General features: G+C 58.6%; 20 protein-coding genes. 2 read left to right on the top strand and 18 right to left on the bottom strand.

Annotated elements, in window-relative coordinates; all coding sequences use genetic code 11:
* Positions 1-30: 30 nt before the first annotated feature.
* From GT003_RS22440 to GT003_RS22430, 3 genes are all read right to left on the bottom strand, one after another.
* On the bottom strand, positions 31-858 hold the full coding sequence (locus GT003_RS22440) for a pyruvate, water dikinase regulatory protein (protein WP_161702052.1): 828 nt from the start codon (positions 856-858) through the stop codon (positions 31-33).
* Between the two features lie 6 nt (positions 859-864).
* Positions 865-1,506 carry a CBS domain-containing protein gene (locus tag GT003_RS22435; RefSeq protein ID WP_161702050.1) on the bottom strand — a complete coding sequence of 214 codons (642 nt, stop codon included), beginning with the start codon at positions 1,504-1,506 and terminating at the stop codon, positions 865-867.
* Between the two features lie 225 nt (positions 1,507-1,731).
* Positions 1,732-1,956, bottom strand: a complete 225-nt coding sequence (locus GT003_RS22430; RefSeq protein ID WP_338046040.1) for a helix-turn-helix domain-containing protein — start codon at positions 1,954-1,956, stop codon at positions 1,732-1,734.
* Between the two features lie 253 nt (positions 1,957-2,209).
* Here GT003_RS22430 and GT003_RS22425 point away from each other — a divergent pair, with 253 nt between their 5' ends.
* A complete protein-coding gene (locus GT003_RS22425; protein ID WP_161702047.1) occupies positions 2,210-2,473 on the top strand; it encodes a hypothetical protein in 264 nt (87 codons plus the stop codon).
* 175 nt (positions 2,474-2,648) lie between these two features.
* Here GT003_RS22425 and GT003_RS22420 read toward each other — a convergent pair whose 3' ends face one another.
* Positions 2,649-3,563: a phytanoyl-CoA dioxygenase family protein gene (locus tag GT003_RS22420; protein ID WP_161702045.1), complete on the bottom strand. Its 915-nt coding sequence runs from the start codon at positions 3,561-3,563 to the stop codon at positions 2,649-2,651.
* A gap of 174 nt (positions 3,564-3,737) precedes the next feature.
* On the opposite strand from GT003_RS22420, the gene GT003_RS22415 reads away from it, so the two are divergent.
* On the top strand, positions 3,738-4,583 hold the full coding sequence (locus GT003_RS22415) for a helix-turn-helix transcriptional regulator (RefSeq protein WP_161702043.1): 846 nt from the start codon (positions 3,738-3,740) through the stop codon (positions 4,581-4,583).
* Between the two features lie 100 nt (positions 4,584-4,683).
* Here GT003_RS22415 and GT003_RS22410 read toward each other — a convergent pair whose 3' ends face one another.
* The 14 genes from GT003_RS22410 to GT003_RS22345 all read right to left on the bottom strand — a co-directional run bounded on the left by GT003_RS22410 (position 4,684) and on the right by GT003_RS22345 (position 26,079).
* Complete coding sequence (locus tag GT003_RS22410) at positions 4,684-6,339, bottom strand: YhcN/YlaJ family sporulation lipoprotein (protein WP_161702041.1); 1,656 nt, start codon at positions 6,337-6,339, stop codon at positions 4,684-4,686.
* 152 nt (positions 6,340-6,491) lie between these two features.
* A complete protein-coding gene (locus GT003_RS22405; RefSeq protein ID WP_161702039.1) occupies positions 6,492-8,852 on the bottom strand; it encodes an AraC family transcriptional regulator in 2,361 nt (786 codons plus the stop codon).
* 43 nt (positions 8,853-8,895) lie between these two features.
* Positions 8,896-10,452 carry an ABC transporter substrate-binding protein gene (locus GT003_RS22400; protein ID WP_161702037.1) on the bottom strand — a complete coding sequence of 519 codons (1,557 nt, stop codon included), beginning with the start codon at positions 10,450-10,452 and terminating at the stop codon, positions 8,896-8,898.
* Between the two features lie 115 nt (positions 10,453-10,567).
* The gene (locus GT003_RS22395; protein ID WP_239566162.1) at positions 10,568-11,512 is read right to left on the bottom strand and encodes a carbohydrate ABC transporter permease; all 945 of its coding nucleotides are present in this window, start codon (positions 11,510-11,512) and stop codon (positions 10,568-10,570) included.
* 13 nt (positions 11,513-11,525) lie between these two features.
* A complete protein-coding gene (locus GT003_RS22390) occupies positions 11,526-12,440 on the bottom strand; it encodes an ABC transporter permease subunit (protein ID WP_161702035.1) in 915 nt (304 codons plus the stop codon).
* A gap of 188 nt (positions 12,441-12,628) precedes the next feature.
* Positions 12,629-14,914 carry an MGH1-like glycoside hydrolase domain-containing protein gene (locus GT003_RS33055; RefSeq protein WP_161702033.1) on the bottom strand — a complete coding sequence of 762 codons (2,286 nt, stop codon included), beginning with the start codon at positions 14,912-14,914 and terminating at the stop codon, positions 12,629-12,631.
* 451 nt (positions 14,915-15,365) lie between these two features.
* Positions 15,366-18,377, bottom strand: a complete 3,012-nt coding sequence (locus GT003_RS32585; RefSeq protein WP_239566163.1) for a fibronectin type III domain-containing protein — start codon at positions 18,375-18,377, stop codon at positions 15,366-15,368.
* A 215-nt stretch (positions 18,378-18,592) separates the two neighbouring features.
* On the bottom strand, positions 18,593-19,744 hold the full coding sequence (locus GT003_RS22375; RefSeq protein WP_161702031.1) for an ABC transporter permease: 1,152 nt from the start codon (positions 19,742-19,744) through the stop codon (positions 18,593-18,595).
* Position 19,745: 1 nt separating this feature from the next.
* Positions 19,746-20,861, bottom strand: coding sequence for an ABC transporter permease (locus GT003_RS22370; protein ID WP_161702029.1), 1,116 nt, complete (start codon positions 20,859-20,861; stop codon positions 19,746-19,748).
* 26 nt (positions 20,862-20,887) lie between these two features.
* Entirely contained in the window at positions 20,888-21,823 is a 936-nt protein-coding gene (locus GT003_RS22365) for an ABC transporter ATP-binding protein (protein WP_161702027.1), read from the bottom strand.
* A gap of 335 nt (positions 21,824-22,158) precedes the next feature.
* On the bottom strand, positions 22,159-23,271 hold the full coding sequence (locus tag GT003_RS33050) for a histidine kinase (protein ID WP_161702025.1): 1,113 nt from the start codon (positions 23,269-23,271) through the stop codon (positions 22,159-22,161).
* Positions 23,272-23,294: 23 nt separating this feature from the next.
* Positions 23,295-24,002: a response regulator transcription factor gene (locus GT003_RS22355; protein ID WP_161702023.1), complete on the bottom strand. Its 708-nt coding sequence runs from the start codon at positions 24,000-24,002 to the stop codon at positions 23,295-23,297.
* 248 nt (positions 24,003-24,250) lie between these two features.
* Positions 24,251-25,012, bottom strand: coding sequence for a hydroxypyruvate isomerase family protein (locus GT003_RS22350; protein WP_161702021.1), 762 nt, complete (start codon positions 25,010-25,012; stop codon positions 24,251-24,253).
* Positions 25,009-26,079 (bottom strand): zinc-dependent alcohol dehydrogenase, encoded by a 1,071-nt coding sequence (locus GT003_RS22345; protein WP_161702019.1) that lies wholly within the window; start codon positions 26,077-26,079, stop codon positions 25,009-25,011. Before GT003_RS22345 ends, GT003_RS22350 begins: the two co-directional genes overlap by 4 nt.
* Positions 26,080-26,217 lie beyond the last annotated feature (138 nt).

Here is a 26,217-nt window from a genome sequence, read left to right as displayed (position 1 = left end):
TCTTCTTCTTTTCCCTGCCGTAAATTCCCTTCAAGCTTGAAGCTCTTGCAGCCAGCCGATGATGATGCCTGCCGTTTCCTCGATCGCCTTCTCCGTCACATCGATGATCGGACAACCCAGCCGGTCCATGATCGTTTCCGCATAGACCAGCTCCGCTTGAATCCGGTCGGCGGAAGCATACTGCGCGGAGAACGGCAGTCCCATCGCCTTCAATCGTTCGGCGCGTATGCCGGACAGCTTCTCCGGCTGCATCGTCAATCCGATGACCAATCGGCTGCCGCCGAAGAGCTCTTGCGGCACGCCCACTTCCGGCACGAGCGGCAAATTCGCCACCCGGATGCCTTTATGCGCCAAATAGATGCTGAGCGGCGTCTTCGATGTGCGGGATACGCCGACGATTACGACTTCGGCAAGCAGCAAGCCCCGAATATCTTTGCCGTCGTCGTATTTCACGGCGAATTCGATCGCCTCGATCCGGCGGTAATAATCGTCGTCCAGCGCATGAAGCAGCCCTGGCTGGCGCTTCGGCGAATCGTTGAACGTATCGATGAACGCCTGCATCATCGGCCCGAGCACGTCGATCGCGCGCACGCCCCGAAGCAGCGCTTCCTCCTTCATCGTCTCCCGCAGCTCCGGCTGCACGAGCGTATACGCGATAAAGCCTCCCGTACCCGCCGCCTCGTCCACGATCCGAACGATCTCATCCTCGGTCTTGATGTGGCCGCATCGGACGAGCTTCACCCCGTCATACGCAAATTGGCGCATCGCCGCCTTCACGACCGCTTCGGCCGTTTCCCCGACCGCGTCCGAACAAATGTAAATCGGCTGCGTGCGTTTCCCCGTACTCTCCACCCTCATGCCCTCCTACTCCTGTCCGTTCGACTCTACTTCCGTCATCCAGCGGAGAATATTCGTCTTGCTGATCCAACCGATGACTTCATAGCGCGGTGAAGGCTGCTCAAGCTTCGACACGACGGGAAGTCCGTCCAGCTCCTGCACCAGCATTTTGCGGACGGCCTCGATCAGCGGCTGATCGGCGCGAACCGCGGCGACGGCCGGAATCCGCGACATCGCCATGCTGACCGGGAGCGAGGCGGGATTGGCATTGCCGAGCGTCACCTTCAGCAGATCCTTCGGCGTTACCACGCCGACGAAATGCCGGTTCTCGTCCACGACCGTCAGCGCCTCCGCGTTGCCCATGAACAGGCTGATAACCGCGTCATGTACGGTAGAGCTGTCGGCGACGCTGTTCGGCAACCCCTGCACGTCCTTCACCCGCGCGGTTTCCCAACGCTTGAACGTCCCTTCCTCGTCCTTGCCGGCCGTTCCCGGGAAATACCCGACGCGCGGCTTGGCCTCCAGCAGGCGGAGCATCACAAGCAGCGACAGGTCCGCCCGCAGCGTAGGCTTGCCGGTCCCCAAAATCTCAGCCAGCTGATCGCCCGTGATCGGCGCGTGCAGCCGGACCAGCTTCAGGATTTCGAGTTGCCTGGCGGTTAGTGTCAAGCTCGCTCACCTCCAATGTTATGTCTTTAATTATTAATTAATCTATCACATTGATCGATTAATACACAATATATAATTTGTAAATCGCTGCCTGTACGTTTGGCGAAATTTGGGTCATCGTTCACGCCTATTCTTGTCGCAGCACGTCAAAAAACCTTCTCGCTGCGTTTCCGTCAGAAACGGAAACACTGCTAGAAGGCTGAGCAAGGTATGCGGCGACGTACGTCAGATCTTCAGTTCCCCAAGCTTTATCAGCTCGACAACCGCTTGCGAACGACCTTTAACGTTTAATTTCTGCATGACGTTGGAAATATGATTTCTGACTGTTTTCTCGCTGATGAACAACTGTTGCGCGATATCGCGAGTCGTTTTGTCCTGAACCAACAACTCGAATACCTCGCGTTCGCGATGAGTTAATAAGAACTTGCTCTTCTGGTCGCTACCCATAATTTGTTTGTCACCCCTCCTTGCTCGGGTTTTTATGGTTTAACAAGGTTAAGGGATACAGTCAAAGTATCATATGAAAGGGCATATGGAGTGGTGCGATTATCCGTAAAAATGGGCGTTTGCCGTCGTTTGGCGGCTGCTGTCCCTCCATATCCTATGCAGCCGGTTGGGTAAAGGAACAGGCGGTCCGCAGCGGCAAGCATATGTTGTAGCGAGCGTACAAACACTTCATGCGAGCAAGAAGGCGGGGATGTTCATGTCAACCAAAATTAGCCGCAGTTATACCGTGTCCGATCTGAAGGACGAGATCCTGTATTTCAACAAGCATTGGAAGCGTTCGTTCTCGGGCAGCAAAGCCGTCTATACGGCGACATCGGATTACGCGACGATCAAGCTCACGACGGTTACCCCGAGGGGCAAGCTGATTCCGCAGCTGCTGCTGATCTTCAAGAAAGGAAGCCGCGTGGTCGTCATCGATACCGCCTTGCATATTCCTCCTCACGCTACCGTTCAACTCTAGGCAGGCAGGCGGGTGCATGCATGAAAGACGGTCGAATGGACGGATGGATGGAGGATTGAATGGACGGATGGACGAATCGTCACGGCTCCGCTTCCGTATGCGTATTCGCCATGAACGGAACGAAAAAAGCCGCGATCCTCGGCGAGGATCGCGGCCTTTTCCATATTAATTCGGCTTAACGGCGCCAGTAAACTTCATGCGGTAGTCGGTACGCTTCCGGCTGCTTCCGCGAGCTGACCGCGAACGCGCCGTTCGGCTTATAGACGTAAGGCGTCTCGCCCTGCGAATAGGAAGCCGCTTGGCGGCGCTGGATGCAGTCGAGCAGCACCTGCTGCTTGATCGGCAGGTATTCGAGCGTATGGGGGCCGAATTCCGCTTCGATTTCTCCGGGGCGGAACTCGTAATAGACCGTACGGCGCAGCGGATTGCCGTCACCGGCCGGCGACCCGTGAAGCACTTCGATATTATGGAAGATCACGTCGCCCGGCTGCATCGGCACAGGAATCGCGTCTTCCGTCGAGAAGCCCGGCTGCCCGCAGCGCGCGTCGGATTCCGCCTTCGTCCATTGGTTGCTGGCCGGAATGACCCACAGGCAGGTTTGCAGATCGGCTTCGTCCAGATAGAAATCGACGTTGAAGATCGGCCGTTTATCCTCGCAGCCTTCCGGAACGGCGGCGTCGCGATGCCACGGCACGATGACGCCTTCGTTCGGCGCCTTGAGCACCATGGAGTCCCACGTCGGGATAAAATTGCGTCCTTGCAGCTTTTCGACCGAACGAAGAATGAACGGATGGCCGAGCAGCGCCTTCATCGGATCGCTCTTATCGATGACGTATTCGATGCGTTTCAATATTTGTTGGCCTGATTTCACACCGACGCCATACATGTAATCGGGATCGTTGACGACGCCGGCGGAGCCTCTATCGAAAAGCTTCTGCATTTCGTCCTGCACGAGTCTCAGCTCTTCGCCCACGATGACGTTTCGAATGACCAGAAAGCCGTTATCCAAGAAGAATTGCGCTTGTTCGTCCGTAATCGCATCCTGCACCCTAGCGTCTACAACCGGTACCTTCACCTCGGTCAACCCCATTCTTATCGCTCCCATTCCTGGCATGTATGCCTTTACAATCGTTAGTATAAGACAGAATCGCCGGCCTGTAAGTAACCGAAAGTAACAAAGAGGTTGCTTATATCACTATTTCGTGGGATCGTATGGTTAGCATAGTCAGATGTCTTCGAAGAAGATGCGACAGGAGGAATACCATTGTCGAACGTCATTCATGTGCCGCCGCCGGAGCATGCGGCCGATATGTATTTTCACCCGCCGTACATTACGCTGGCACATCTCTTCCACGCTCCTCAGCACTGGGGGATTTCCAGCCGCCAGCTGTCCAGCTACCAGTTCCAATATGTCGTCGAAGGAGCGGCAGCGTACGAGATCGAGGGGCGGACGATCGTGACCAATCGCGGGGACTTGATCTATCATTCTCCTTCCCAGATCCATGAGGTGCGCACGTTTCCGGACGAGAAATACATTTGTTATTCCATCTTATTCGATTTCGGAGAAACGCCTTATCCGGTCGAGCAGCTGTTGGGGCAGGACCGCTATCTCGGCAATTTCGCCGGACATGCCGTCGAGAAAATGCTGACGCAGCTGATTACCCATTATCACCAGCCCGGGTTGGCGCATCACACGTTATGCCAAGGACTGTTGATGCAGATCCTAAGCGAAATCGCCGGCTGGAAGCAGGAGCAGGAAACGAAAACGCAGGGGCAGCAAAAAATCAAAACCAAAATGGTGCTCGTCCGCAATTATATCGCCGAGCATTTCAACCGCGATCTCAAGCATCGCGAGCTGGAAGAGCTGTCCGGCCTCAGCCGCAATTACATTATCGTTAAATTTCGCAAAGCGTTCGGCATGACGCCGTTCGAGTATTTGACCCGCGTCCGCATCGAACGAGCCAAGGAGCTCGGCATCCAGACGAACATGTCCATCGGCGAAATCGCGGGCCGCGTCGGCTACGCGGACGTGCATACCTTCGGACGGATGTTCAAACAAAACATGGGCATAAGCTTCAGCCAGTTTTGTTCCTCGATGGTAACGGATTAAATCGGCATTAGGGAATAAGGAATGGGCAGCCGATTCATGGACGACGTTCATGCCATGAATCAGCTGCCCGCTTTTCGTTCATCTTAATAAATGATTCCTGTTACGAACGGAATCTTGCCGGGAAGATGCGCTCGACCATCGCGTTGAATTCCGCGATATAACCTTGGATCGGCTTACCCGATTTGTAGTCGCTCATGTAAGCGCTCATGCGTTCCACGAAATCGGCGTTGGCCGATACGTAGACGTTCTTGATCTGCGGCGCCATTTGCTTGATTTCTTTGGCGATCTGATCTTTAATGGCAGACGCCGCGTCGCCGGTTGCATACGTGCGGCTTGCGGCGTGAGGCATCGAGCTTCTGTTCAGGTCAGCCGTATTTCTCGTCACGCTGAGTCCCGTCATGTCGCGTCTCATATTCCGCGCAGAATCCGTCGTGTCTCGGGCAACGTCTCTCGACAGGCCGGTCGTGCCTCTCAGGAGGTCCGCCGTTCCTTCGGTGAGATCCCGCATACCGCGGGCAACGTCACGACCTACGTTCGTCGTGCCTCTGGCCGCGTCTCGCGTCAGATCGGCCGCGCCGCGCGTTACGTCACGGCCTGTTTGCACGGTGCCTCGAACGACATCGCGGCCTGCTTCCACCGTGCCTCGAGCGACATCGCGACCGGCCTCTGCCGTTCCGCGGACAACATCCGTGCCTGCATTGGCCAGGTTTCTTCCGACGTTGCCGGTACCCCTGGTAAGATCAGCGCCCGCGCCCGCCATGCCGCGGAACATGTTTCTGCCCGCGTCGGAGGCGTTCCGGGTCAGATTTCTTCCCGTATCCATGGCGTTCCGAGACAGGTTCGTACCGGTATTGGAAGCATTTCGGTTCAGGTCAATGGCTGCGTTCGAGGAGCCGCGGTATATATCCCTGCCGCCATTGGAAGGTCCCCGATACCAGTCATTGCCCATCGACAAGCCGTGGGACATGCCCGTATAACCGCGCGCTGCTTGACCGGACATCTTATTCATCCCGGATGGACCGGACATGCTGAGCGACATATTCCGTACGCCGTTGGCCGCGTTATAGTACGAGCTGCTCGCATAACCATAGTTCTTGGCGTGAATCGTCTTGCCGTTCATGGACCGCATGTTCATGGACTGGCCAAGCATGTAGTGGCTGTTCGCCGACCTGGCGGGAATGATGCCCGCGCCCTTGCCGGAGCTGTGGAGCTTCATATTCGGCGTCGCGATGGAGCTGGCGCGCCCGCTTTTGTGCTTGCTTGTGAACGCATGCGCGTTCGACGATTTTATGGAGCTCGACATCCCCGTGCTGTAAGGATGCATATAGCCCCGCTGCGTCCGTCCGAGCGGCGTAGGTGCCGAGAAGCCCATCGCATTCGTGCCGTTCTTGGCGGCGCCGTTCTTGAGCGTGACCGCTACGTAGGCATTGTTATCGGTCAGCATGACATAGGCTTTGCCCACGCCCTTGATGTTCGAGATCCGGTCGCCCAGGGATTCGCTCATCTCCAAGCGATAATTCTTGTGCAGGCCGACAAGATTATTGCTGTTCAACCGGTGGCCGTCCACGCGGTTCATTTCGTTCAGTTGATCGTTGGCAAACCGCGTATTCAAGATACGGTTGCCGTTCATGTCATACGAGACGCTGTTGCCGCGAATATTCTTGTTGCCCAGCTCGCCGTGATTCTCCATGCAGCCGGTCAGCATGGTCGATAACATGGCTCCGGCTGCAAGCATTGCCCACTTCCGCTGCTGCATCCTCTCATCCTCCGTTTCATCGTCTGACCGCACTAATGCGGCCCATATGTAGCGTTAGCCGAACGGGGAAAGGCTATGCTGGCAACTTTTTAGCGGATATGCGCCGGATTCCCTTCGGAACCTGCCGGAATTGCAGGCATTTATTCGGGCGTTCAAGACAGCATTTTCTTCATCCGGTATTCGCGGGGCGTCGTGCCGAATTTCTTCTTGAAGAGCCGGAAAAAATGACTTTGATTGCTGAATCCTGCCGCCTCCATGATCTCGTTGATCGTAAAATCGCCCTTCTCGAGCAGCAGCATCGTCTGCTGCAGCCGGACTTCGTTGATATAGTCGGCCAGCGACTTGCCTTCCGCCTTCTTGAACAGCCGTCCAACGTAGACGGAGGACATCTTGAGCAGCTCCGAGACGCTTTGAAGGCTTAAGTTCAAATCCTTGTAGTTCGCCTGAACGATCTCTTTGATGGTTTCGATCATGAAATCGTTCCGGTCGGCATCCCGTTCCTCCTGCCTTGATGCGCAAAGCTCGTGAAGCAGCTGCCGAAAGACGTCCTTCGTGTCGTCCAGCGTCTCCTGCTCAAGAACGACGGAATGCAGCCGGTACAGATCGGTCGAAATCGGCTTCAGCTTGTTGCCATTGACCTCCGATACGGTCCGCTTGATCACGATCGAGAGATAGGAGAGCGCATGCAGGCAGTTGTCGTAGGGCATCACGCGAAGCAGCTCGAAGAATCGGTCGAGCGAAGCGTCAAGCATCTCCCGCGAAGCGGAGCGGATGCCCTCCGCGAGCCTGCGCTCCAAGTCGGAAGGGATCGTCAAGTCGCCGGCGCGCTCATGCTCCGCAACCATCCCGGCCGTAATTATGGAGCCGCGGCCGTAGAACAATTTGTACACCGATTGGTTCAGCGTCTTTGCGTACAAGGACGACAGCTCCCGGCTATCCTCGAGCGTATCGCTGACGGCCACGGAGAAGGTCAGCCGATAATATTGCTTGACGATTTGCTGGATTTCGCCAAGCATCGCAATCAACCGCTCGCTGCCTTCGCCGCGGCGCTGAATCAAGAAAACGAGATGATCCGGCTTCAAGTCGACGACCTCGATCGAGAACGCCTCCGAGATGATTTCTTCCGAAATATTCGAAATCGCATAATGAAAAAGCCGCTGCTCGCCCGGATCTCCCCGCTGCGCGAGCGAAGCAGCATCGTCGATGCGCGCGACGCACAATGTGTATCCGCCCGAAGCATCGATCGCGAGACCGTTCTCCCTTGCTTCCTTCTCCCATTGCGCGGGCGTCCGAAGACCGCTCTCTTGGACGAGCTGCCTGAGCGTGAAACGCTTCAATATCCAACGGTTCTCCGCAATGCTCGAGTCGGCCAGCTTGACCCGGTCCACCAAGTTGCCGTACAGTCCCGACAGGAATGCCATCTCGTCCCGAATCGACTCCCCCCGGACCATCTCGCCGGGTGCATTCGAGACGACGGAGCTGAACAATTGCTCGAACGGACGGTACAGCCTCTTGGAGATCATGACGGCCACCGCCACCGCCAGGGCCAGGAATAAAATCGTCAGCAGCGCCGTCGTATAGCGCAGCCGCTGCACTTGGCTTACGACTTCGGCATACGGCTGCGTGTGGACCAGCGTCCAGTCCTGCACGCCTGCCTTCATGAATGAAATGACCTCTTTCGTTCCGCCGATTCTCATGACTTCGTACCCGCTCGACTGCCCGCTGCCGAGCGCCGGACGCAGCCGCTCCGCCAATTCCGAAATTCCGCGTTCCTGCTCGCTGTCCGCGTTCAGGATTTGGCCCGTTCCGTCCATCAGATACGCATTCCCCGTCCGCTCGCCGTCCTCCCTCGCGATCAAATCCAAATTATCGAACAGCCACGCCGACTTGATATTTAAAATCAGCGCGTCGTCCAGCCCTTGAGTCGAGCTGGGATCGAACAAGATATAGCTGAAGAAATCGACCTTGCGGGATCCTGTTCCAGTATCGTCCAAGTCGACCGGGATGAGCCGCAGCTTCGGCGTGCCGCGGGAATCGGAGATCAGCGAACGGAATTTCTTCTCGTAAGGATCCTTGACGGCCCTGATATTGCCGTTGCCGACGTAGAAGCGGTCCATGTGCCCGTTGTAGACGAAGATCGAATGCAAGAACGACGAGGTGCCGACGAACGTGTCGAGCGCCGTGATGCGCTGATACATCAGCTCGTCGTCGGTCTTGGAGTACCGCAGAATCTTAACGTCGTTGTTCTGATACAGCGTCTGGGCCGTATCCGCGACGATCTCGTTCATCTGCGCGACGTTATAACGGATCTGCGACAGCACCTTCTCGTTCGCGCTCTGCTGCACGCTAAGGACGGTGCGCTCGGACGTGTACATGATCGAGAACGCCGTTACCAATAAGAGGATAACGGTAAGGAGCGTGACGGACAGCAATATCCTTTGCAAATAGCGTTTGGAACGTAAGGTTGGAAACAAGGACATAAGCTTCACCCGCATGATGGATTTTATAGCCATGAAGGACCGCCCCCATCCGGGAACGGCCCTTGCGCGCTAAATTTTATTTCTTGCCGTTCGCTGCCGCCCATTCGTCGAGCTGCTTCTGCTTCGCTTTGAGAACCGTATCCGATCCGACCTTCTTCATCTTCTCGATGACCATAGGCAAATATTTGGCCGGGTCGATCGTGCCCGTCTCCAATCCCGGACCGTACTCCTTGCTCAGCGCGTCCATGTTGGCGCCTTCCGCCTTCGTGTCCTCGCCGTTGAAGTTGAATCCGCTTATGGCCGGAACGGTCGCTTCGTCGTTCAGCTTCTTGACGCGCTCCCACGTGTCGGCCGGTTGGCCTTCCAACAGATAACCTTTCGTTACGTTGCCGAAGATCCAGCCGGAATTGTTGGCGTAGCCGCCTTTGTCGATGATCTTGATCGTGTTGTCGCCGACTTTATTGTAATGCTTGCCTTCGATGCCGAACGTCAGCAAATTGAACAAATCCGAATTCGTATTCAGCAGCTCGAGCAGCATCAGCGCGCGGTCGGCGTGCTTCGAATTGTAATTGATCGCGTTCATCGTCGGCGTGACGCCCGTGAACGTCGGCTCGGCAATCGGCACGTATACGACGTCGTTGCCGCCGAAGTCGGCTTTCCGTCCCGCTTCGCTGCCCGGCGCCAGCGTGAAGTCCTGCGTTACCGCCACATTGCCGGATGCAAGCAGGGGCTTCAGGTCCGTAACCGTCGCAGCGTCTTCGTTGATGTAGCCTTTGTCATGCCAGCTGCGCATCAGGTTGACATGGGTCTTGTATTCCTCGGTCTGAAGCGGGTCGATGACGGTGAACGGATCGCTGAGACGATAGTGGACGCCGCCCAGCCATTGCAAGCCATAGGCTTCGTTCAGCATCGTTTGGTCCTTGTTTATGGCGAACGGAACGACGCCCGGCTCGTTTTTCTTGATCTGCTCGAGCAGCGGTTCGAGATCCGCGTACGTCTTCACCTTGCTGACGTCGAAGTTGTATTTCTCCACGAACCGCTTCTGAATGACGAAGCCCGGCGTCTTCGTAAACGTCTGGAAGTTTGGAATCGCATACAATTTGTCTTTGACCTTCACGTCGTTCCACGCCACGTCGGAGAAGCTGCTTTTGATCGTCGGCGCGTATTTGTCCAGCATCTCGTCCGTGATTTCCATGAATGCGCCTTTGTTGACGTTGTCCACGTATTTGAACAGCCAGCTGGACGTCCAGACGAGATCGAAGTCGTCGTTGGCCGCGACGAGCGTGTTCAGCTTGTTCTCGTAATCGCCGCCGTCGATCGGGACGAGCTCAACCGTCGTGTTGATCAGCTTCTGCGTCATCGCGTTGAACGCGTCGGAGACGGCTTGCTGATCCTGCGGGATGCCGAATTGCACGTAGTACCATTTCAGCTTGACGGGTTCGAGCGCCGGCGCCGTATCCTCAGGCGTATTCGCGCTCGAGTTGGCCGTATCGTTCGCTTCCGGCTGCGCCGCTGCGTTGCCGCCTTTGCCCGCGCTGCCGCCGTTATTGCCATCGCTGCCGTTGCTGCCGCAAGCGCTCAGCACCAATACGAATACCATGACCGCGGCTAACCACAAACTCTTTCTTTTCATTGCCGAACAACCTCCCTGGTCTATTCTATTATGTTGGAAAACGGCCGTGGAGGACAAGGATAAATTCTTCTCCGTCCTTGTTCTCCGCCGTGAGTTCCTGCATGGGCGGCCAATGTCAGCCTTTGAGCGAGCCGAGCGTCAGGCCGGCAACGAAATACCGCTGGAAGAAAGGGAAAATGCAGAGCATCGGTCCCGCAGCCATGATCGCCATCGCCATGCGCACGCTGTATTTCGGAAGATGGGACACGTCGATATTCAGCTGCTTGACGAATTCCGTGTTGGCGGTCAAGTATTCGATCGTATTGAGCATTCGGACGAGCAGCAGCTGAAGCGTCACGAGATTCGGCTTGTCGATGAACAGCATCGCATTGAACCATTCATTCCAATAGTTGAAAGCGATCGTGAGGCCGAGCGTGGCGAGCGCCGGCGTCGATAACGGCAGGACCATCGTGAAGAAAATGCGCATTTCGCTCGAGCCGTCCACCTTCGCGGATTCGATCATCTCGAACGGCATTTTCGCGAGAAACCCCTTCATGATCATGATGTGGAACGGACTGAGCAGGCCGGGGATAATGATCGCCAGCAGGTTGTCTTTCAGATGCAGGTATTGCGTCATCAGAATATAGAACGGCACGAGTCCGCCGCCGAACAGCATCGTGAAGAAGACGTAGAACGTCGCTTGGCGGTTATACTTGTAATCCCTTCTCGACAGCACCCAGCCCGTCATCGCGGTCAGGAGCAGCCCGGCCGCCGTGCCGACGACGGTGACGTAAACCGTAACCCCGTAGGCCTTCATCAGGATTGCGGGCGACTGGAACACGAGCCGGTAGGCAGCAAGGGACCACCGCTCCGGCAAGAACTGATAGCCATGCTTCAGAATGGAGTCCTCCGAAGAGAAGGATGAGACGACAACGAGCAGGAACGGAACGAAAATGCATAGCGATAGGACGCTGAACAGGGCATTGATGAGACGGCGATAGAACGGATGGGTTTCCAGCGCTTTGGGACGCCCGGTCTGGAAGTCGGCCGCCGGAGCGGCGGCCGCGTTTGCGGTTGACATGCGTAAGCCTCCTTTACCAGAGCGAATTCTCGTCGTTGATTTTGCGTACAAGCAGATTGGAAAGCAGCACGAGCACGAGACCGACGATCGATTGGAACAAGCCGACCGCCGCCGACATCGAGATATCGCCGAGCGTCCGGAGTGCCCGGAACACGTACGTGTCGATGATGTCCGTCGACGAATAGATGAGTCCGGTGTTGTTCGGGATGAAATAATGCAAACCGAAGTCTCCCCGGAACATGCCCCCGATCGATAGAATGAGCAGAATCGTAATCAGCGGCGTCAGCAGCGGAATCGTGATGCTCCTCGCCATCTGCGCCTTGTTCGCCCCGTCGATTCTGGCCGCCTCGTAATAACTTTGATCGATGCCCATGATGCCGGCATAGTAGAGCAGGACGCTGAAGCCGACCGCTTTCCAGAGATGAACGATATTCAGGATGAACGGCCAGTATTGCGCGCCGAAATACCATTCGATCTTCTCCAGGCCAAAGCCGGCCAGCACCGCGTTCAGGAAGCCGTTCTGGTGGTCGAGGAACGCGTTCGTGATATACGACACGAGTACCCATGACAGGAAATACGGCAGGAACATAATCGTCTGATGGACCTTGATCCATCTCTTGGTCAGCTCGTTAAGCAGGATGGCCAGGGCCAAGGAGACGATCAGCGTCACGAAAATGTAGCCGAGGCTGTAAAGGATCGTGTTTCTCGTCACCCGCCAGGCCGTGTCGCTAATGAAGAAAAACTTCAGGTTGTCGAAGCCGACCCATTCGCTGCCGAAAATGCCTTTGCGCAGATTGTAATCCTTGAACGCGATGACGATGCCCACCATCGGCACGTACGACATCACGAGGAAGAACAGGAAGCCCGGCAGGAACAGCAGGCTCAATTCTCCGTTCTTGCCCCGAAGGAAGGGAAAAGCTCTTTTCATATGCGGTCACCTCGATTTCGTATGCAAAGCTGCAAGATTGGATTCCCCGATTTCGAGTCGGAACGCTTACGGGTACTGATGCCCATTATGCGGCGGGAATCCGGGTTCGGGATACTGTACGAACTGAACATTACGGGCCCGGCGGACTGTATAAAATGAACATTGCTCCCTCTCGTGACCCTTCGCATTCAGCAGGGGCCATCCGGCATGGCGATTGCCCACCGCTGATGTCCGGCGCGGCACCGGAATTCGCGCGTATCGCCGCCGAGCGTCAGGCTCAGCAGGAACGGCTTGTCGGTCCTCACGTGCGCATGCCAGCCGTCCTGCTCTTCCTTCAGCTCCGCGTCGATCGTCGCGGAGCCGAGCGGGTAACGCTTCACGCCCACGGCTCTGCGGAGCGGCGGGCTCCAGCGCAGCGAGCCGTGCAGCGCGTCGGGCTCTAGTCCGATGACCGTCTCGAGCAGCAGCGCGACCGGCCCCAGCGCCGTCCAGCTGTAATCCGGGGCCGAAGCGCTGCCCTTGGCTGTCTCCTCGCTGCCGTAATTCTCCCAGAAGCGGCCGGTGCCGCGATGCACGGCCAGGATGGCGTTCAGATGCTTCAACGCCGTTTCCCTGGCAAGCTCCGTCCTGCCGGACCGCTGGAATCCCCGGATGGCCGCATAATTCGTCGGCGCCCACACCGAGCCCCGCCAGTAGTCGCCCGCCGGGTCGAAGTACGGGGAGTCCGCCGCCGTGCTCGGAATCGGATGCGGCCGCCAGAAGGAAGCCGGATCGGTCAGATGCTTCTCGAGTTCCTCTGCCCGTTCCGGCGGAACGGAGCCGGCCAGGAGCGGCCAGAAGGCGGTGACGATCTTATTCGGATTGTGTCCGCCCTCGTCCAAAGAGGCGGAATAAATGCGCGCGTCCGGATCCCACAGACGTTCGTTCAGCGCAGCGGCCGTCTCCTCGCGTTCCCGCTCCCACGCTTCGGCTTCCTCGCCGTAACCGAGCAGTCCCGCGATTCGGCCGAGCAGCTCCGCGTCGTGGATCATCTGCGCGGTCAGGCACGGATAGCCGTTTCCGTAGGAAGGCGAATTGTCGAGTCCGTTGGCCAGGCCGGTCGTCCAATACGTGCCGTTCGCCTGCCGACGATTGCGGACGATCCAGCGATGATAAGCCTTCAAGGCGGGATATGTCCGCTTCAGGCGCAGGCGGTCGCCCGTCAGCGACGCCAGGCTCCATTCCGCCAGCGTCAGAATCGGCGGATTCGGTCCGAAATCCGGCTCGTAGAGCACCGGCTGCTTATCGCGCACGTCCAGCTCCCGGTGGATATAACCGCCGTCGAATTGGGTCGCGTAGACGACGTCCAAGGAAGCATGCGCCGGCAGCGCACGGAAGCCGTACTTGGCGGCAATCGCCGTGAACGCCGTATCCCACAGAAACTGGTTATGGGGAAAGTTCGACCCGGTCGAAATGTAGCCGTTCGGCAGCCCGCTGTCCGGGCGCGGCTCCCGGATCAACCCGAGCAGCATGATCCATGCTTCATCGTAAAGTCCGGCGAGCGCCGCCCATTCATCCGGCAGGACCGGAATCGGTACCGCGGCGGCAAGCTCATCCCTCGTCGGCCACGTAAACCGGCGGTACTCCTGCTCCGGCGCCAATCGCCCGAGCGACTCGAACACGGGGAAGGCGACGGGGACCGGCATGTCCGAACGCTCCGTCCGCAGCAGCAGATCGTCGGTGCGGACGATTTCAAGCAGCGGCTCCGCGCGGGCTTCCTCCTCTTCCCCCCGCAGCGCGGGAAGCGGGTCGAGCTCGTCCGCGACCGGAACGTAGGCGACGCGCAAGCCGGGAGCGCAATCCCCTGCCTCCGCGAAACCCGTCTCGTACGGGACTCTGCTTGAGGCGATATGCAGGGGCGGCGTCCTCCGCTCCGCCGTTGTCCGGCAGTCCCCGCTCGGGTCCTCGAACGGATCCGGCAGCGGCTTTGCTTCGACGCGCTGATAGACGATGCCGCCTTCCCGGTGCTGGATCGGATCGAAGCGCAGGGCGACCGACGGCGGGGCGGCGCAGTCCGGCAGGACGATTCCCTCTAGCCGGATGACGTCCGGACGCGTCTCCCGGATCGCCCGAAGCACCTTCTCCCGGTTGCGCGACGGACAGTTCGCAGCCGCGTAGGGCGCAAACGACGGCCGTTCGCCCGTCCGGATCCGGATGCTCCACTCGCCCTTCCGGCACGGTATGACGAACGCTCCGCGGATCTCGCGTTGAAACGATCGCCAATAAAGAGGCTCGTCCACGACCGGCAGGCCGTCGAACCAGATCCGGACCGGTCTGGGCGAACGCCAGTGCAGCCTCAATGCTCCGCTGCGCGGCACGCGGACGATGCCTTCGTATTCGGCCGGTTCGCCCTCGCAGCCGAGCAGCCATTCGTTCGATTCGCGGGAGATCGCGGCGGCATGCTCGGTTCCGCGCGAGGACTCCCCAATGGGCACTGCCGACTGCGCTGCCGAGGGGTCGGCAGGGGGCATTGCAGCGGGCACAGCCGTCTGCTTGCCGGCGTAACCGGCCGGGGGCATTGCCAAAGGTGATGCAAGGGGCTCTCTTTTCGCCCAATGAATAATTGCGATGCTTTCGTGCTGCACGGGTGAAACCTCCATTCGGATAGGACTTCGATGCCGCTCAGCGTCATTATGCCGGCAGGGAGGCGCGCGGACTACTGTACGATGTGAACGTCGGTATCCTCCTTCGCCTGAAGCCGACTGCCAAACGTGAACATTTCTGTCCGATTCGGATTCGCGAAGGGCCGGTGACGTAAAATAGGGAAGCCCGAAGGCTTCCCTGGACTTCATAGCTGAGGCTGCGGCTTCAGGTAAAACGCAAGAAACTCGGAAGGCCCGAAGGCCTCCCGAGTTCCCTTTGCACCCCGTTCCAAGCACCGGCGTCCTATAAGCGTTCGAGCTTATCGAAGTCCGGCGCGTACGAACCGGCATTGTGATAGAACTTGACGGAATTGCTTCCCGCGTTCAAGGCGACGGTCACGTTCACGGAACCGACCGTCGTCCAGCTTCCCGTCGGCGCGAAGGTGACCGTAACCGGAGCGCCGCCGTTGACGCTCATGAGACTCGTCCGTGCGGCCGGATCCCCGTTCAAGTAGTACACCTTCAAGGTGTAGCTTCCAGTCGACGGAGCCGAGACGCCGTTAACTTGCAGCGTGCCGTCGTTGTTCCCGACGTTCTTCACCGCGAACCCGCCCGAGCAGGTCGAGCAGCTTCCCTTCCATGCGCCTCCGGTCAGCAGGTTGGCCGCCGCTTCCGCTTCGTAAGCCGTGCCGGACGACGCCGCGTTCGTCGTCGCGGACAGCGCCCCGCTCGCGGCCGATACGTTGCCCGCGGCATCCTTTGCCTTCACCGTAAACGAATAGGCCGTGCTCGGCGTCAGTCCCGTAACGGTGTAAGACGTGCCGGCGATCGCCGACGCGTTCGCCTTGGTCGTGCCGTAGTACACGTCGTAGCCCGCGACCCCGACGTTATCCGTCGCGGCCGTCCACGACAGACTTACCGTCGTGTCCGTCTTGCCAGGCGACGCCAACCCCGTCGGCGCGGTCGGCGCCGTCGTATCGGAGCCTCCGCCGCCCGTCGACCAAATTTCCATGCCCATCAGATGCGGGTCGCCGGTTACTTTCAAGACGTCCATATCCAAGACGCCGTCGCCTACCGTTGCCGCGTAAGGCCCGTAACGAACCCAGCTGCCGAGCGCAAGCGACCCGATCGGCGACGAGGTCGCCGAAGCGCCCTCCAGGTTTACGTTGAACGAACGGTAGTTAGCTGCGTAATTCTCGATGACCCACAGATACACTTGGTAAGTGCCGTTCGTCAGCGACTGGTCGACCGAGAAATTGCCGGAGTTCCAGATCGCCGAATTCAGCATGCCGCTTGTCGCGCCGTCGACCGCCGGGGACGGCGTCAGCGCGCTCGTCGTCCGGCTCACCGCGCTGAGCGTCAAGCCTGCCGAGCTTTCCGCGAGCCACGCGTTGCCGTTGATCGTCGCCGCACCGCCGTTGAAGTTGATCCCTTTCACGAAGGTCGACGAGGAAGCGGCGTTGGTCGTCACCGATAATGCGCCGCTCGCGGCAGATTCATTGCCCGCCGCGTCCTTCGCCTTGACGGTGAACGAGTACGCGGTGCTCGCCGACAAGCCCGTTACGGTATAGCTGGTTGACGTGATCAACGCAGCATTCACCTTCGTCGTCCCCCGGAAGACGTCGTAGCCGGCCACGCCGACGTTGTCCGTCGAAGCGGTCCACGTCAGGTTGACGCTGGTATCCGTCTTGCTCGGGGAAGCCAATCCGGACGGAGCCGTCGGAGAGGTCGTGTCGCCGCCTCCGCTTCCCGTCCATTCGTAGCGGCCGATGTCCGGCGCCGTGCCGCTGTAAGGCAATCCGACGTTCGTGCCCGCATTCACGACGAGGCTCGAAGCCGACGAAGGACGGAAGTACGGATCCGGCTTCGCGCCGGAGCCGGTCAAGCCGGGGCTGCCCGTGAGATTGTTCGTCGTCACGAGATTGACCGGGGTCGATCCGAACGCCCTCAGGACGGCCGGCACGTTGTTCAGGACATTATACGTCATCGTCGTGTCGACCAGGTAATTGGTATCCGACGCGGTCAGGATGAGGGCGTACTCCATGTCTTCCACGATGTTGTTCTGGAACTTCGTGTTCGTGATCGGCGAATTGCCGACCGCCTTGTACCAGACCGCCTGCTCGTATTTATTGAAATAGTTATTGTAGATCTTGTTGTTGTTGTAAGCGTATCCAACATTGAGATTCTCGAAGTAGATGCCCGAATTCCAATCGTCGGCCGGAAGCACGCGGTTGTAGAACACGTTATTGTAAATCTCGTTGTTGCTGACGTACTTCTCCTGCCACAGGCCGACCCCCCAGCGCGATTGCTCGATGTAGTTGTTGTACATCTTCGCGTTGCCGACGGCCATCTCTACGCCCGCGTTCGGGTTATCGTCGCGCGCGTTAATCTCCGTGTTATCGTGGAACGACAAGGACGTGCCCGTTCCCGCGAACCGGTTCACTAGGGAGACCCAGTTGTTCAGCGTATTGTTGTAGATTTCGCTGTTGTCGTAGATGTTCCAGAATTCCAGGGACGCGTCCGCTCCCCATAGCGTGTCGTAGCTGTTCGTATTGATCGTGTTGTTGTATACCTTGAGCCCTTTGAACCAGCCGCTGTTCTCGAATTTGATGCCGTACCCGGCATTCTCGTTGATCGTGTTATGGTGGACGAGCGCGCCGTCGACGCCGCCGATCAGGATGGCCCCCGACGTCCAGCCCGACAGGTCTTGGGCGACGTTGGTCAATACGTTGTTGTACACCTGGATGCCCGTAACGTAAAAGGATGGCGCGGTCGTGTCGGTCGCCGTCCAGCCGGAGATGATCCGCATGGCCGTGTGCTTCGTGTTCGTGACGTTCACGTCGTGGATGACCACGTTGTCTCGGCCTTCCGCGTGAATGCCCGCCTCCAGCGCTTTCGACTGACCGTTGATCGTAAAGCCGCTTAACGTTTGGCTGCCGTTCGCGTGCGACGGCGAGACGAGCAGGAACAGCTCCGTTCGCCCTCCGGCCGCGGGCAGCGATCCTGCCGAGACGGTCGTCTGGGAGACGCCGGCCCCGGTCACGTTCACGCCGACCGGCAGTTGGATCGGCTGCGTTTCCGTGAACGTTCCCGCCGACAGCACGATCGTATTGCCAACCCCGGCCGGAACATGCGCCGCCGCGTACGCGATCGTTTTCCAGGGACTCCCTGCCGAGCCGCTGCCCGTCGAATCGCTGCCCGCAGGGCTTACGTAATAGTTCGTCGCCGCGAACGCGCGGCCGGCGAACGACGGCAGCCCCACCCCGGCCACGACCGCGGCCGCTAGCAGAACCATGATCAATCGATGCAATTTCATTACTACATCCTCCTTCGCGATATTGGTTTCGTTGCATTCCGATTGTGCCATGCCGCCCTCTCGGCCGAAAACAATATAAAGTAAACATTTGTACCCGGCCGGGGAGCGCTCGACTGTACATTGTGGACATTGCTTTCAAATTGCGCCAAAAAGAGGCCGGCAAGATCTCGCTTGCCGGCCTCCTGCTTCGAAACGAACCTTTGATCCACCTCTGCTTACACGAAATTCCGGGTATCGTTGCTGCGGCCGAATTTGTAGACGGCAATCAAGAAGAAGACGGCCGCGAACGCGAGCAGCACCGAGAAGTTCAAGCCGATATCCTGCAAGCCGCTGCCCGACTGCAGTTTCTCTATGGCCTCGAGCACCCATCGCTGGGGCAGGAAATCGGCGATGCGCTGCATCGTTTCCGGCATGACCGAGATCGGGAAGAAACAGCCCGCGATCAGGCAGCTGGGCGTCACGACCAAATTCTGCATGGCGCTTGCCGCTCCCGAGCTCTTCGCGAACGATACGATCGCCAGCGAGAGACTGACCGAGACCAGCGCGTAGACGGCGAGCAGCAATCCCAGCGAGCCGAACGAGACGCCGGCGCTCAGATGGAAGACGGCGCGCATGAAGAACAAAGCAACGACGATCTGAGCCATCATGACGATGAGATTGACGACTATATTCGAGAGGACGTAGACTCTGGCGGATATCGGAGACGATAGAATCCGGAAGTAGGTCCGGTTTTCCCGGTTCTTCAAGATCAGCTCCGACAAGCTGCCGGCGGACGTCAGCATGAACATCAGCAGAAACCCGATCGACTGCGTCGACATTTGCTTCGTGCTCGAGGAGTCGTTGACCGTCGAGGTCGTCAGCTTGAAATCCGACTCGCCGTACCGCTTATACAGGCGGTCGAACTTCGCGGAATCCCCGGCGGACAGCCGCGCAATGGCGCTGACGTTGTCGACGTAGCTGTTCAGCATCGATTTGAAGTATGCCGTCCCCGAAGCGCCCTTGACGGTCTGCAGCGCGATATGGTCCGGTTTGCTTGCCATCACGCTGTCGGAGTAGCCTGCCGAGAGGATAAGCCCTGCGTCGAGCTTGCTCGCCGCAAGTTGTTCCCTGAGCTCGCTCTCCGTTACGTCCACCAGCTGCATGTGATTCATATTCCCCATGAAATGAACGGTATCCGCCGCGATCCTGCCGCCGCCGTCGCCGTTGACGACGCCGACCCGAAGATCCGGCTGCCCGGATGAACCGTAGATCACGGTCGCCAGGATAATGCCCACGATCGGCAGACCGAAATTAATGATCAGATTCGACCGGTTGCGGAACGTGCGCCGCAGCGTCGATACGACGAGAAACCTCAATTCCTGCCACATGCTATACGACCTCCCTATTCCGCCGAAAATCTACCGTCGATAAGAGCAGCAGCAGCGCCGCGCCTAGAAAAAATCCCATTGCCGGCCAAGCGGCGGCCGCGTCGTCGTTATAGATGATCGAGAGCAGCGCATGATTGGCCCATCGAAGCGGCGACAGCCAAGCCACCGTTCCCATGATGCCGGAATCGGCGACCGGGAAGTAAGCCCCGCCGATGAACGAGGACAGCTGCACGACAAGCATGATCAGTCCGCGGCCCCCGCCGTTCTTGATCCACGAATTCGCGGCTATGCCGAAGGAAGTGGCCATGATCACTTCGCAGATCAGGACGGCGATGACCGCTGCCAGATGAGCGCCCCAGTACGCTTTGAACACCCATTTGCTGAAAACCACGATGATCAGAATGCAAAGCGTGTTCGCCACGACATTGCCCATTACTTTGCCGATGAAGATGTCGCTTCGCCGGATCGGCGCCGCGAACAGTCTGACTCCCGTACCCCGGACGCGTTCGGAGCTGATCAACCCGCCTGCCGACATCGCGCCGAACAGCCCGACCATCACCGTCATCGACATCGCGTAATAATCCATGGAGCCCGGCATCCGGTCGGGGATGACGGATTCGTCTTTCACGTAGTTGCCTCCGCTGCCCGCGAAGACGGCCTGCACCTCGGCCGAATCGGCCTCCTGCGCCACGGCTGCCGCGGCGTTGTATTTGTCCGTAAACGCGCTCAGCATGCCTTGGACGATGATGCTCTCCACCGTCGTGCTGCTGCTGCTGTACAGCGACATGCCCGTATCGCTCAATTGGACGTAGGCCGTGTAATGATCGCTGCCGATTTCTTCGCGTCCTTCCATGCCCGGCTTCAGCTTCTCGAACGCGATGCCCGAATGGCTTAATTCCCCTTCGAACGCCGCGAACGACCGCGACAGCTCGCCGCTGCTCGCATCGTTGACCAGCACGCTGATGCCGTCCAATTTCACTTCGCTCGTAAACGCGTTGGTCAGCGTAATGCCCAGGATCAGCATCAGCACGATCGGAAACGCGAGCAGGAAGAACAGCGTGCGGTAATCGCGAAAATGCTGCTTCACTTCTTTGACCGTTATCAGCCAAGCTATCATGCGTAAACCTCCTCCTTCCCGCGCGGTTAATCTCTCAAATTCCGTCCCGTCAGCGTCAAGAACACCGTCTCCAAATTCGGTTCCCGCTCTTCGACCTTGCGAATCTCCAAGTCCTCCGCCATGAGCTGCTTCAAGATCCGATTCAAGTTATCGACCGAGGCGTCGCTATGGATGCGGATGACGTTCTCTTCTTGGCTGACCTTGCGCACGCCCGGAAGGCCCTTCAACAGGTCTCCCTCCGCGCCGGCCGCGTTCTTCAGCTCGATGACGATATCCTTCGTATCCGTAATGGTTGCGGTAAGCTGCTCCTTGGTGCCCTCCGCGATGATCTTGCCGTGATCCACGATGGCGATGCGCGAACAGATCTCTTCGACTTCCTCCATGTAATGGCTCGTGTAGATGATCGTGCAGCCCGATTCGTTGAGCTCCCGCACCGAGGACAATATATAATTGCGGGACTGCGGATCGATGCCGACGGTCGGCTCATCCATGATGATCAGCTTCGGCTTATGCGCGATGGCGCAGGCGATGTTGAGCCGACGCTTCATCCCGCCGGAGAAGTTCTTCGGGAAGCTCTTGGCTTTGTCGCCTAGACCGACGAACTCGAGCGCCTCCTGCGTCCGCTGCTTCAGCAGCGCGCCTCGAATGCCGTACAGGCCGGCGAAGAAGCTGACGTTCTCGTAGGCCGACATATCTTCATAGATCGCCAGATCCTGCGGCACGATGCCGAGACTTTGTTTGGCGAAACGGCTCTGCAGCTTGATGTCATGGTCCATGATTCGAATGTCCCCGTCCGTCGGCTGCAGCAGAGAACAGATCATGTTGATCGTCGTGCTCTTCCCGGCACCGTTCGCGCCCAAAAACCCGAAGATCTCGCCCTGCCCGACTTTCAGCGATATATTGTCCACCGCGACGACATCGCCGAACTTCTTCGTCAATCCGCGTATTTCCAGTACGTTCATATCCGCACACTCGCTTTCCCGTTCTTAAGATAGTCTCATTATAGAAAAAAGGGATGCCCTTATGTCAGTGCATAAGTTCATCCCTTCCCCATGGGAAATCTCATCTATTCGTCTGTTTATCCGCCGGCATAGCATGCCGGTCTCCGCCGGCGCCCCGTCCGACATGAGGAATCTCATGGCAGGCTTGGGCAAAGCTGGACGGAAGCGTTAGTAGGCGGACATTGGCTTCGCGCCTCGGACGAATCGGCGAAGCTGGCTCTGCGGAGCCGGATTGGCCGGATTGCCGGAGCCGGATAGGCGAAGCTGATTCGGTATCCCTGCCAAGGAAACAGGCCTTACTCTCTTCCGCTGCGCGGGAGGAGCGTCGTGACGACGAAGCCGCGCTCGCCGTCCGCCGTCACGGTCCCGTTCAAGGCGGCCGTCCGCTCTTCCATGCCGATCAGCCCCATGCCCTTGACGATTTTGTCCGCGCCTTGCCCGTTATCTTCCACGACCGCCTTGACGAACCGGTTCAGCACCCGGATCTCCACGTGAACGGCCGATGCACGGGCGTATTTGGCCGCGTTCGTGAGCGCCTCCATGACGTTCTCGTGGATGATCTTCCACTGGATCGGCGTAATCGCCTCGATATCGCCTTCATGGACGACCGTCGTCAGCAGATCCGACTGGCTGCCGAACGTCTCGACCGCCGTCCGCAGCCTGCCGAGGCCAAGCTGCTCCACGGGCGGCTTCAAATCCTTCAGCGTCCTGCGGATCTGCTCGATTCCCTCCTTCGATATGGCGATCGCGTTGCTCAGCAGCGCCTCCGCGGCGTCCGCGTCCCGGCGAAGCGTCAAGCGCGCCGCCTCCATCTGGATCAAGCCCCCGGTAATGGCATGTCCGATGCCGTCGTGAATTTCCTGCGCCACCCGGTTGCGCTCCTCCAGCTTGACGAGGTATTCGCTCGCCCGCGCGTACTCCGCATTGTCGTTCAGCTGCCTGCCGAGCAGCTGCAAGCGCCGGCGTGCGCGCTCCAGCTCGTCCTCCTGCAGATGAACCCGTTCCATGTAACGCTTGACGATGACGAAGTTGAAATAAACAAATACGGCGATAAAGCCGTAATGCACGAGCAGCGACGTCGGCAGGAACAGCATCGGCACGAGCACGAGGACGAACACGAGTCGGCGATCGCGAATGTAGAACGACGCGATTTCGAAGAATGCGAACGGGAGCAGCAGAAGCAACTCCGGCTTCACGTACGCTCCGCAGAGGATCAAATAACCGATGACCAGGGCGATCAGCCCCTGCTTCAGCTGCGCCGACTTGGCGATATGAATAATTAAATTGATTGCCAGATAGAGCAGAAAGTACAGCACGAGCAGCCGTTTGGCGGCCGAATGCGAGAAATACGTCAACGCGATGACGTAAAGCCATACGATCGTCTTGTTGCCGACAGTCCATAGTTCCACCGCGGACAAGCCTCCTTCGCGCGTTAACGGGTTCTGCCCGTCAGATAGTAGATAGCGATCTGCGTGCGGTGCTCCAGCGCCGTTTTGTTCAAGATCGACGTGATATAGTTGGCCGTCGTACCTTCGGAGATGAACAGTTCCTTGGAAATCTCCTTGTTCGAATATCCCTTCGCGATCAGCGCCATAACCTCGGTCTCCCGCTCCGTGAACGGACTGAGGTCGATCGGGCTCGTCGGTGCGGGAACCGCCCCCGATGCCCCCGAAGCATCACGAGCCGTCGGTTTCGGGGCTGTCGAAGCTTCATTCGCCGGCTGCGCGCCGATCGAACCCTTCAGCTTATCGAGAATGATATCCTGGAGCACGTTGTTGCCGTGGTAGACGCTCTTGATGGCATCGCGAATGCGTTCGGGATCGTTGTTCTTCAGCAGATACCCCTTCGCCCCGCAGCGAATCGCCTCCAGGATATACTCGTCGTCGTCGAAGGTCGTCAGAATGAGCGGCTTCGTCGACGTCTGCTCCGTAATCAACCGCGTCGCTTCCACGCCGTTCATGTTCGGCATCCGCACGTCCAAGAGGGCCACGTCGACGTCATGCGTCCGGCAGTACTCGACGGCCTGCTGACCGTCTTCCACGGCATCCAGCACCTCGAATTCCCCGAACGTATTCAAAATAATCCGCATGCCTTCGCGGATGAACGAATTATCGTCTGCGATCAACACTTTGATTTTCATGCCGGCATCGCCCCTTTGCTGCTCTTAGTTTACCTTATTCTGCCTGCGGCTGGAAAGTTGCTGCGCTGCGGAGCGAAGGAGCCGTGGAGGCGTGAAGTCGAGGATTTGCGGAAATCGCTGAGCCGAGGAGTCGTGAGTGTTCGGAGGCCCGAAGATTCGGATCGCGAACGCGAAGCGGCTGAATCGCGGACAACGCAAAGAAGCCGCTCCCGGAATTTCCGGGGGCGGGTTCCTGCTTTGATGCGTGCTTACGCGTATTCCTTCAGGAACGCCTTCAGCCCTTCGTCCACGCCTTGCAGCGGGAAATACTCCAGCCCGATCGGGCCGGCATAGCCCGTTTCGCGGATCGCATCCAGCACATTGCGGTAATTGATCTCGCCCGTGCCGATCTCATGGCGTCCCGGATGATCGGCGATGTGGAAATATCCGATGCGGTCGATGTTCGCCTGGATCGTCGAAATCAGATTTCCTTCGGAAATTTGCTGGTGATAGACGTCGTACAGCACCTTCACGTAAGGGCTGCCTACCTCGTCGATGATCTCGAAGGCTTCGTCCGAACGCACCAAGTAGTAGCCGGCATGGTCGACCAGCATATTCAGCGGCTCCACGACAAGCGTAATGCCCGCTTCCTCCAATAACGGCACCGCGGCCCGCAGTCCTTCGACGATGCTGTCATGCTGCGCTTCGCGCGATACGCCCTCCAGCGCGTTGCCGACCGTCACGATCAAGCTGGCGCAATCGACTTTCTTCGCCGCGGCGATGGTTTCCTGCAGCCCTTCGAGGAATAATCCCCGCTTGGCCGGGTCTACCAGCTCGCCGTATTTCGTGCAGAACGAGCCGACCTGCAGTCCAATGCGCTTCGTCACTTCCGCCAGCCGATCCAGATCCTTGTCGCCCCAGCCCCAGAATTCGATCGATGTATAGCCCAGCTCGCGCGAACGCTCGACGCGTTCCTCGAACGACAGGTTGGTTTTGCTGAATACGGCATCCAACGATACGGAAAAAATCATTCGGTGCACCCCTTTCCGGTTAAGGAGACGCCCAGCTTGATGCTGGCCTCCGGTTTTTGATCCACATACGTTTCATAGGCTTCGGCCGATTGCTCGAACGGCACCACGGGATGGATAATCTCCTCGCAGTCGATCGCGCCGGACGCCAGGAGATCCCAGCACGCTTCGCGGATCCGCTTGAAATCCCAGCGCGGATGATCCGGATTCGGCTCGCTGCACGCCCGGGAGAATACGATCTTCGCATTGTTGAAATGCGCTTCGCGTCCCCAGTCCATGCCGCCCTTGAACGCGCGCGCCCAACCGATGAACGCGATCGTCCCGCCGTAAGCGAGGCCGCGCAGCGCTTGCTGCAGCGCGAATTCATTCGCGCTTGTCTCGATGATGACGTCGACGCCCAGCTTCCCGGTGTCCTGCTTCAACAGGAATCCCACGTCGTCGACCGTCGGATCGTAACCGGCGTCCGCTCCGGCGCGCATCGCCACTTGGCGGCGCTTCTCGATCGGATCGATGACCGCAACATAGGAAGCGCCGGCAAGACGCGCCATCTGAGCCGCGAGCTGGCCAAGGGCGCCGAGGCCGAAGACGGCGACGCGGTCGCCGAGGCGAACATTCGCATCGCGGACGGCCGACAAGGCGAAGTGGGCCGGATCGTAGCATACCGCGCTTTTCCATGACATGCTCTCCGGCATCTTCAGCAGATTCCGGGACGCCGTCACGACGGTTTCCCGGATGCCCGAGTAGCCGCAGACGCGCTCGCCGACCGCGAAGTCCGTCACCTCGGAGCCGATCTCCGTAATGACGCCGACATACTGGTTGCCGAGATTCCATTTGCCGAATACCGCCTGCGGTTCCGCAGCTTCGGCGCGCGGGAGGAACGCATGCCATTCATCGTCGTAAACATCCGTCACGAACGGGCTTAGGCCGCGGAAGTCGGCCAGCTCGGACCCGTGCTTCGGAGAAGCGTACTCCACGCGGATCTTCACTTGATCCGGACGAATCGTTTCATTGTCTTCATAAGGCAGCAGAGCCGCTTTGCGCGGCGCGACGGCGATTAATTGGTTCGGCATCCAAACACCTTCTCTTCCTGAGTGATAGGGCGAAGCACTACCCCCATTGTAAGCCTGCCGCCGATGAAAGCGCTATGAATCGCTGTGCGTTTTTATTGCACGGATGTGGTTTGTTTGCTAGTGTCTAGCTAGGAGGCG

It is taken from the genome of Paenibacillus sacheonensis (genome assembly GCF_009909195.1).
Lineage (GTDB): Bacteria > Bacillota > Bacilli > Paenibacillales > Paenibacillaceae > Paenibacillus_Z > Paenibacillus_Z sacheonensis.
This window is presented reverse-complemented; position numbering and strand designations above follow the sequence as displayed.

Excerpts from the sequence above, each read along its gene's own strand:
- GT003_RS22440 (WP_161702052.1), bottom strand. The coding sequence starts at position 858 with ATGAGGGTGGAGAGTACGGGGAAACGCACGCAGCCGATTTACATTTGT.
- GT003_RS22425 (WP_161702047.1), top strand. The coding sequence starts at position 2,210 with ATGTCAACCAAAATTAGCCGCAGTTATACCGTGTCCGATCTGAAGGAC.
- GT003_RS22420 (WP_161702045.1), bottom strand. The coding sequence starts at position 3,563 with ATGGGGTTGACCGAGGTGAAGGTACCGGTTGTAGACGCTAGGGTGCAG.
- GT003_RS22410 (WP_161702041.1), bottom strand. The coding sequence starts at position 6,339 with ATGCAGCAGCGGAAGTGGGCAATGCTTGCAGCCGGAGCCATGTTATCG.
- GT003_RS22405 (WP_161702039.1), bottom strand. The coding sequence starts at position 8,852 with ATGGCTATAAAATCCATCATGCGGGTGAAGCTTATGTCCTTGTTTCCA.
- GT003_RS22400 (WP_161702037.1), bottom strand. The coding sequence starts at position 10,452 with ATGAAAAGAAAGAGTTTGTGGTTAGCCGCGGTCATGGTATTCGTATTG.
- GT003_RS22395 (WP_239566162.1), bottom strand. The coding sequence starts at position 11,512 with ATGTCAACCGCAAACGCGGCCGCCGCTCCGGCGGCCGACTTCCAGACC.
- GT003_RS22390 (WP_161702035.1), bottom strand. The coding sequence starts at position 12,440 with ATGAAAAGAGCTTTTCCCTTCCTTCGGGGCAAGAACGGAGAATTGAGC.
- GT003_RS32585 (WP_239566163.1), bottom strand. The coding sequence starts at position 18,377 with ATGAAATTGCATCGATTGATCATGGTTCTGCTAGCGGCCGCGGTCGTG.
- GT003_RS22375 (WP_161702031.1), bottom strand. The coding sequence starts at position 19,744 with ATGTGGCAGGAATTGAGGTTTCTCGTCGTATCGACGCTGCGGCGCACG.
- GT003_RS22370 (WP_161702029.1), bottom strand. The coding sequence starts at position 20,861 with ATGATAGCTTGGCTGATAACGGTCAAAGAAGTGAAGCAGCATTTTCGC.
- GT003_RS22365 (WP_161702027.1), bottom strand. The coding sequence starts at position 21,823 with ATGAACGTACTGGAAATACGCGGATTGACGAAGAAGTTCGGCGATGTC.
- GT003_RS22355 (WP_161702023.1), bottom strand. The coding sequence starts at position 24,002 with ATGAAAATCAAAGTGTTGATCGCAGACGATAATTCGTTCATCCGCGAA.
- GT003_RS22350 (WP_161702021.1), bottom strand. The coding sequence starts at position 25,012 with ATGATTTTTTCCGTATCGTTGGATGCCGTATTCAGCAAAACCAACCTG.
- GT003_RS22345 (WP_161702019.1), bottom strand. The coding sequence starts at position 26,079 with ATGCCGAACCAATTAATCGCCGTCGCGCCGCGCAAAGCGGCTCTGCTG.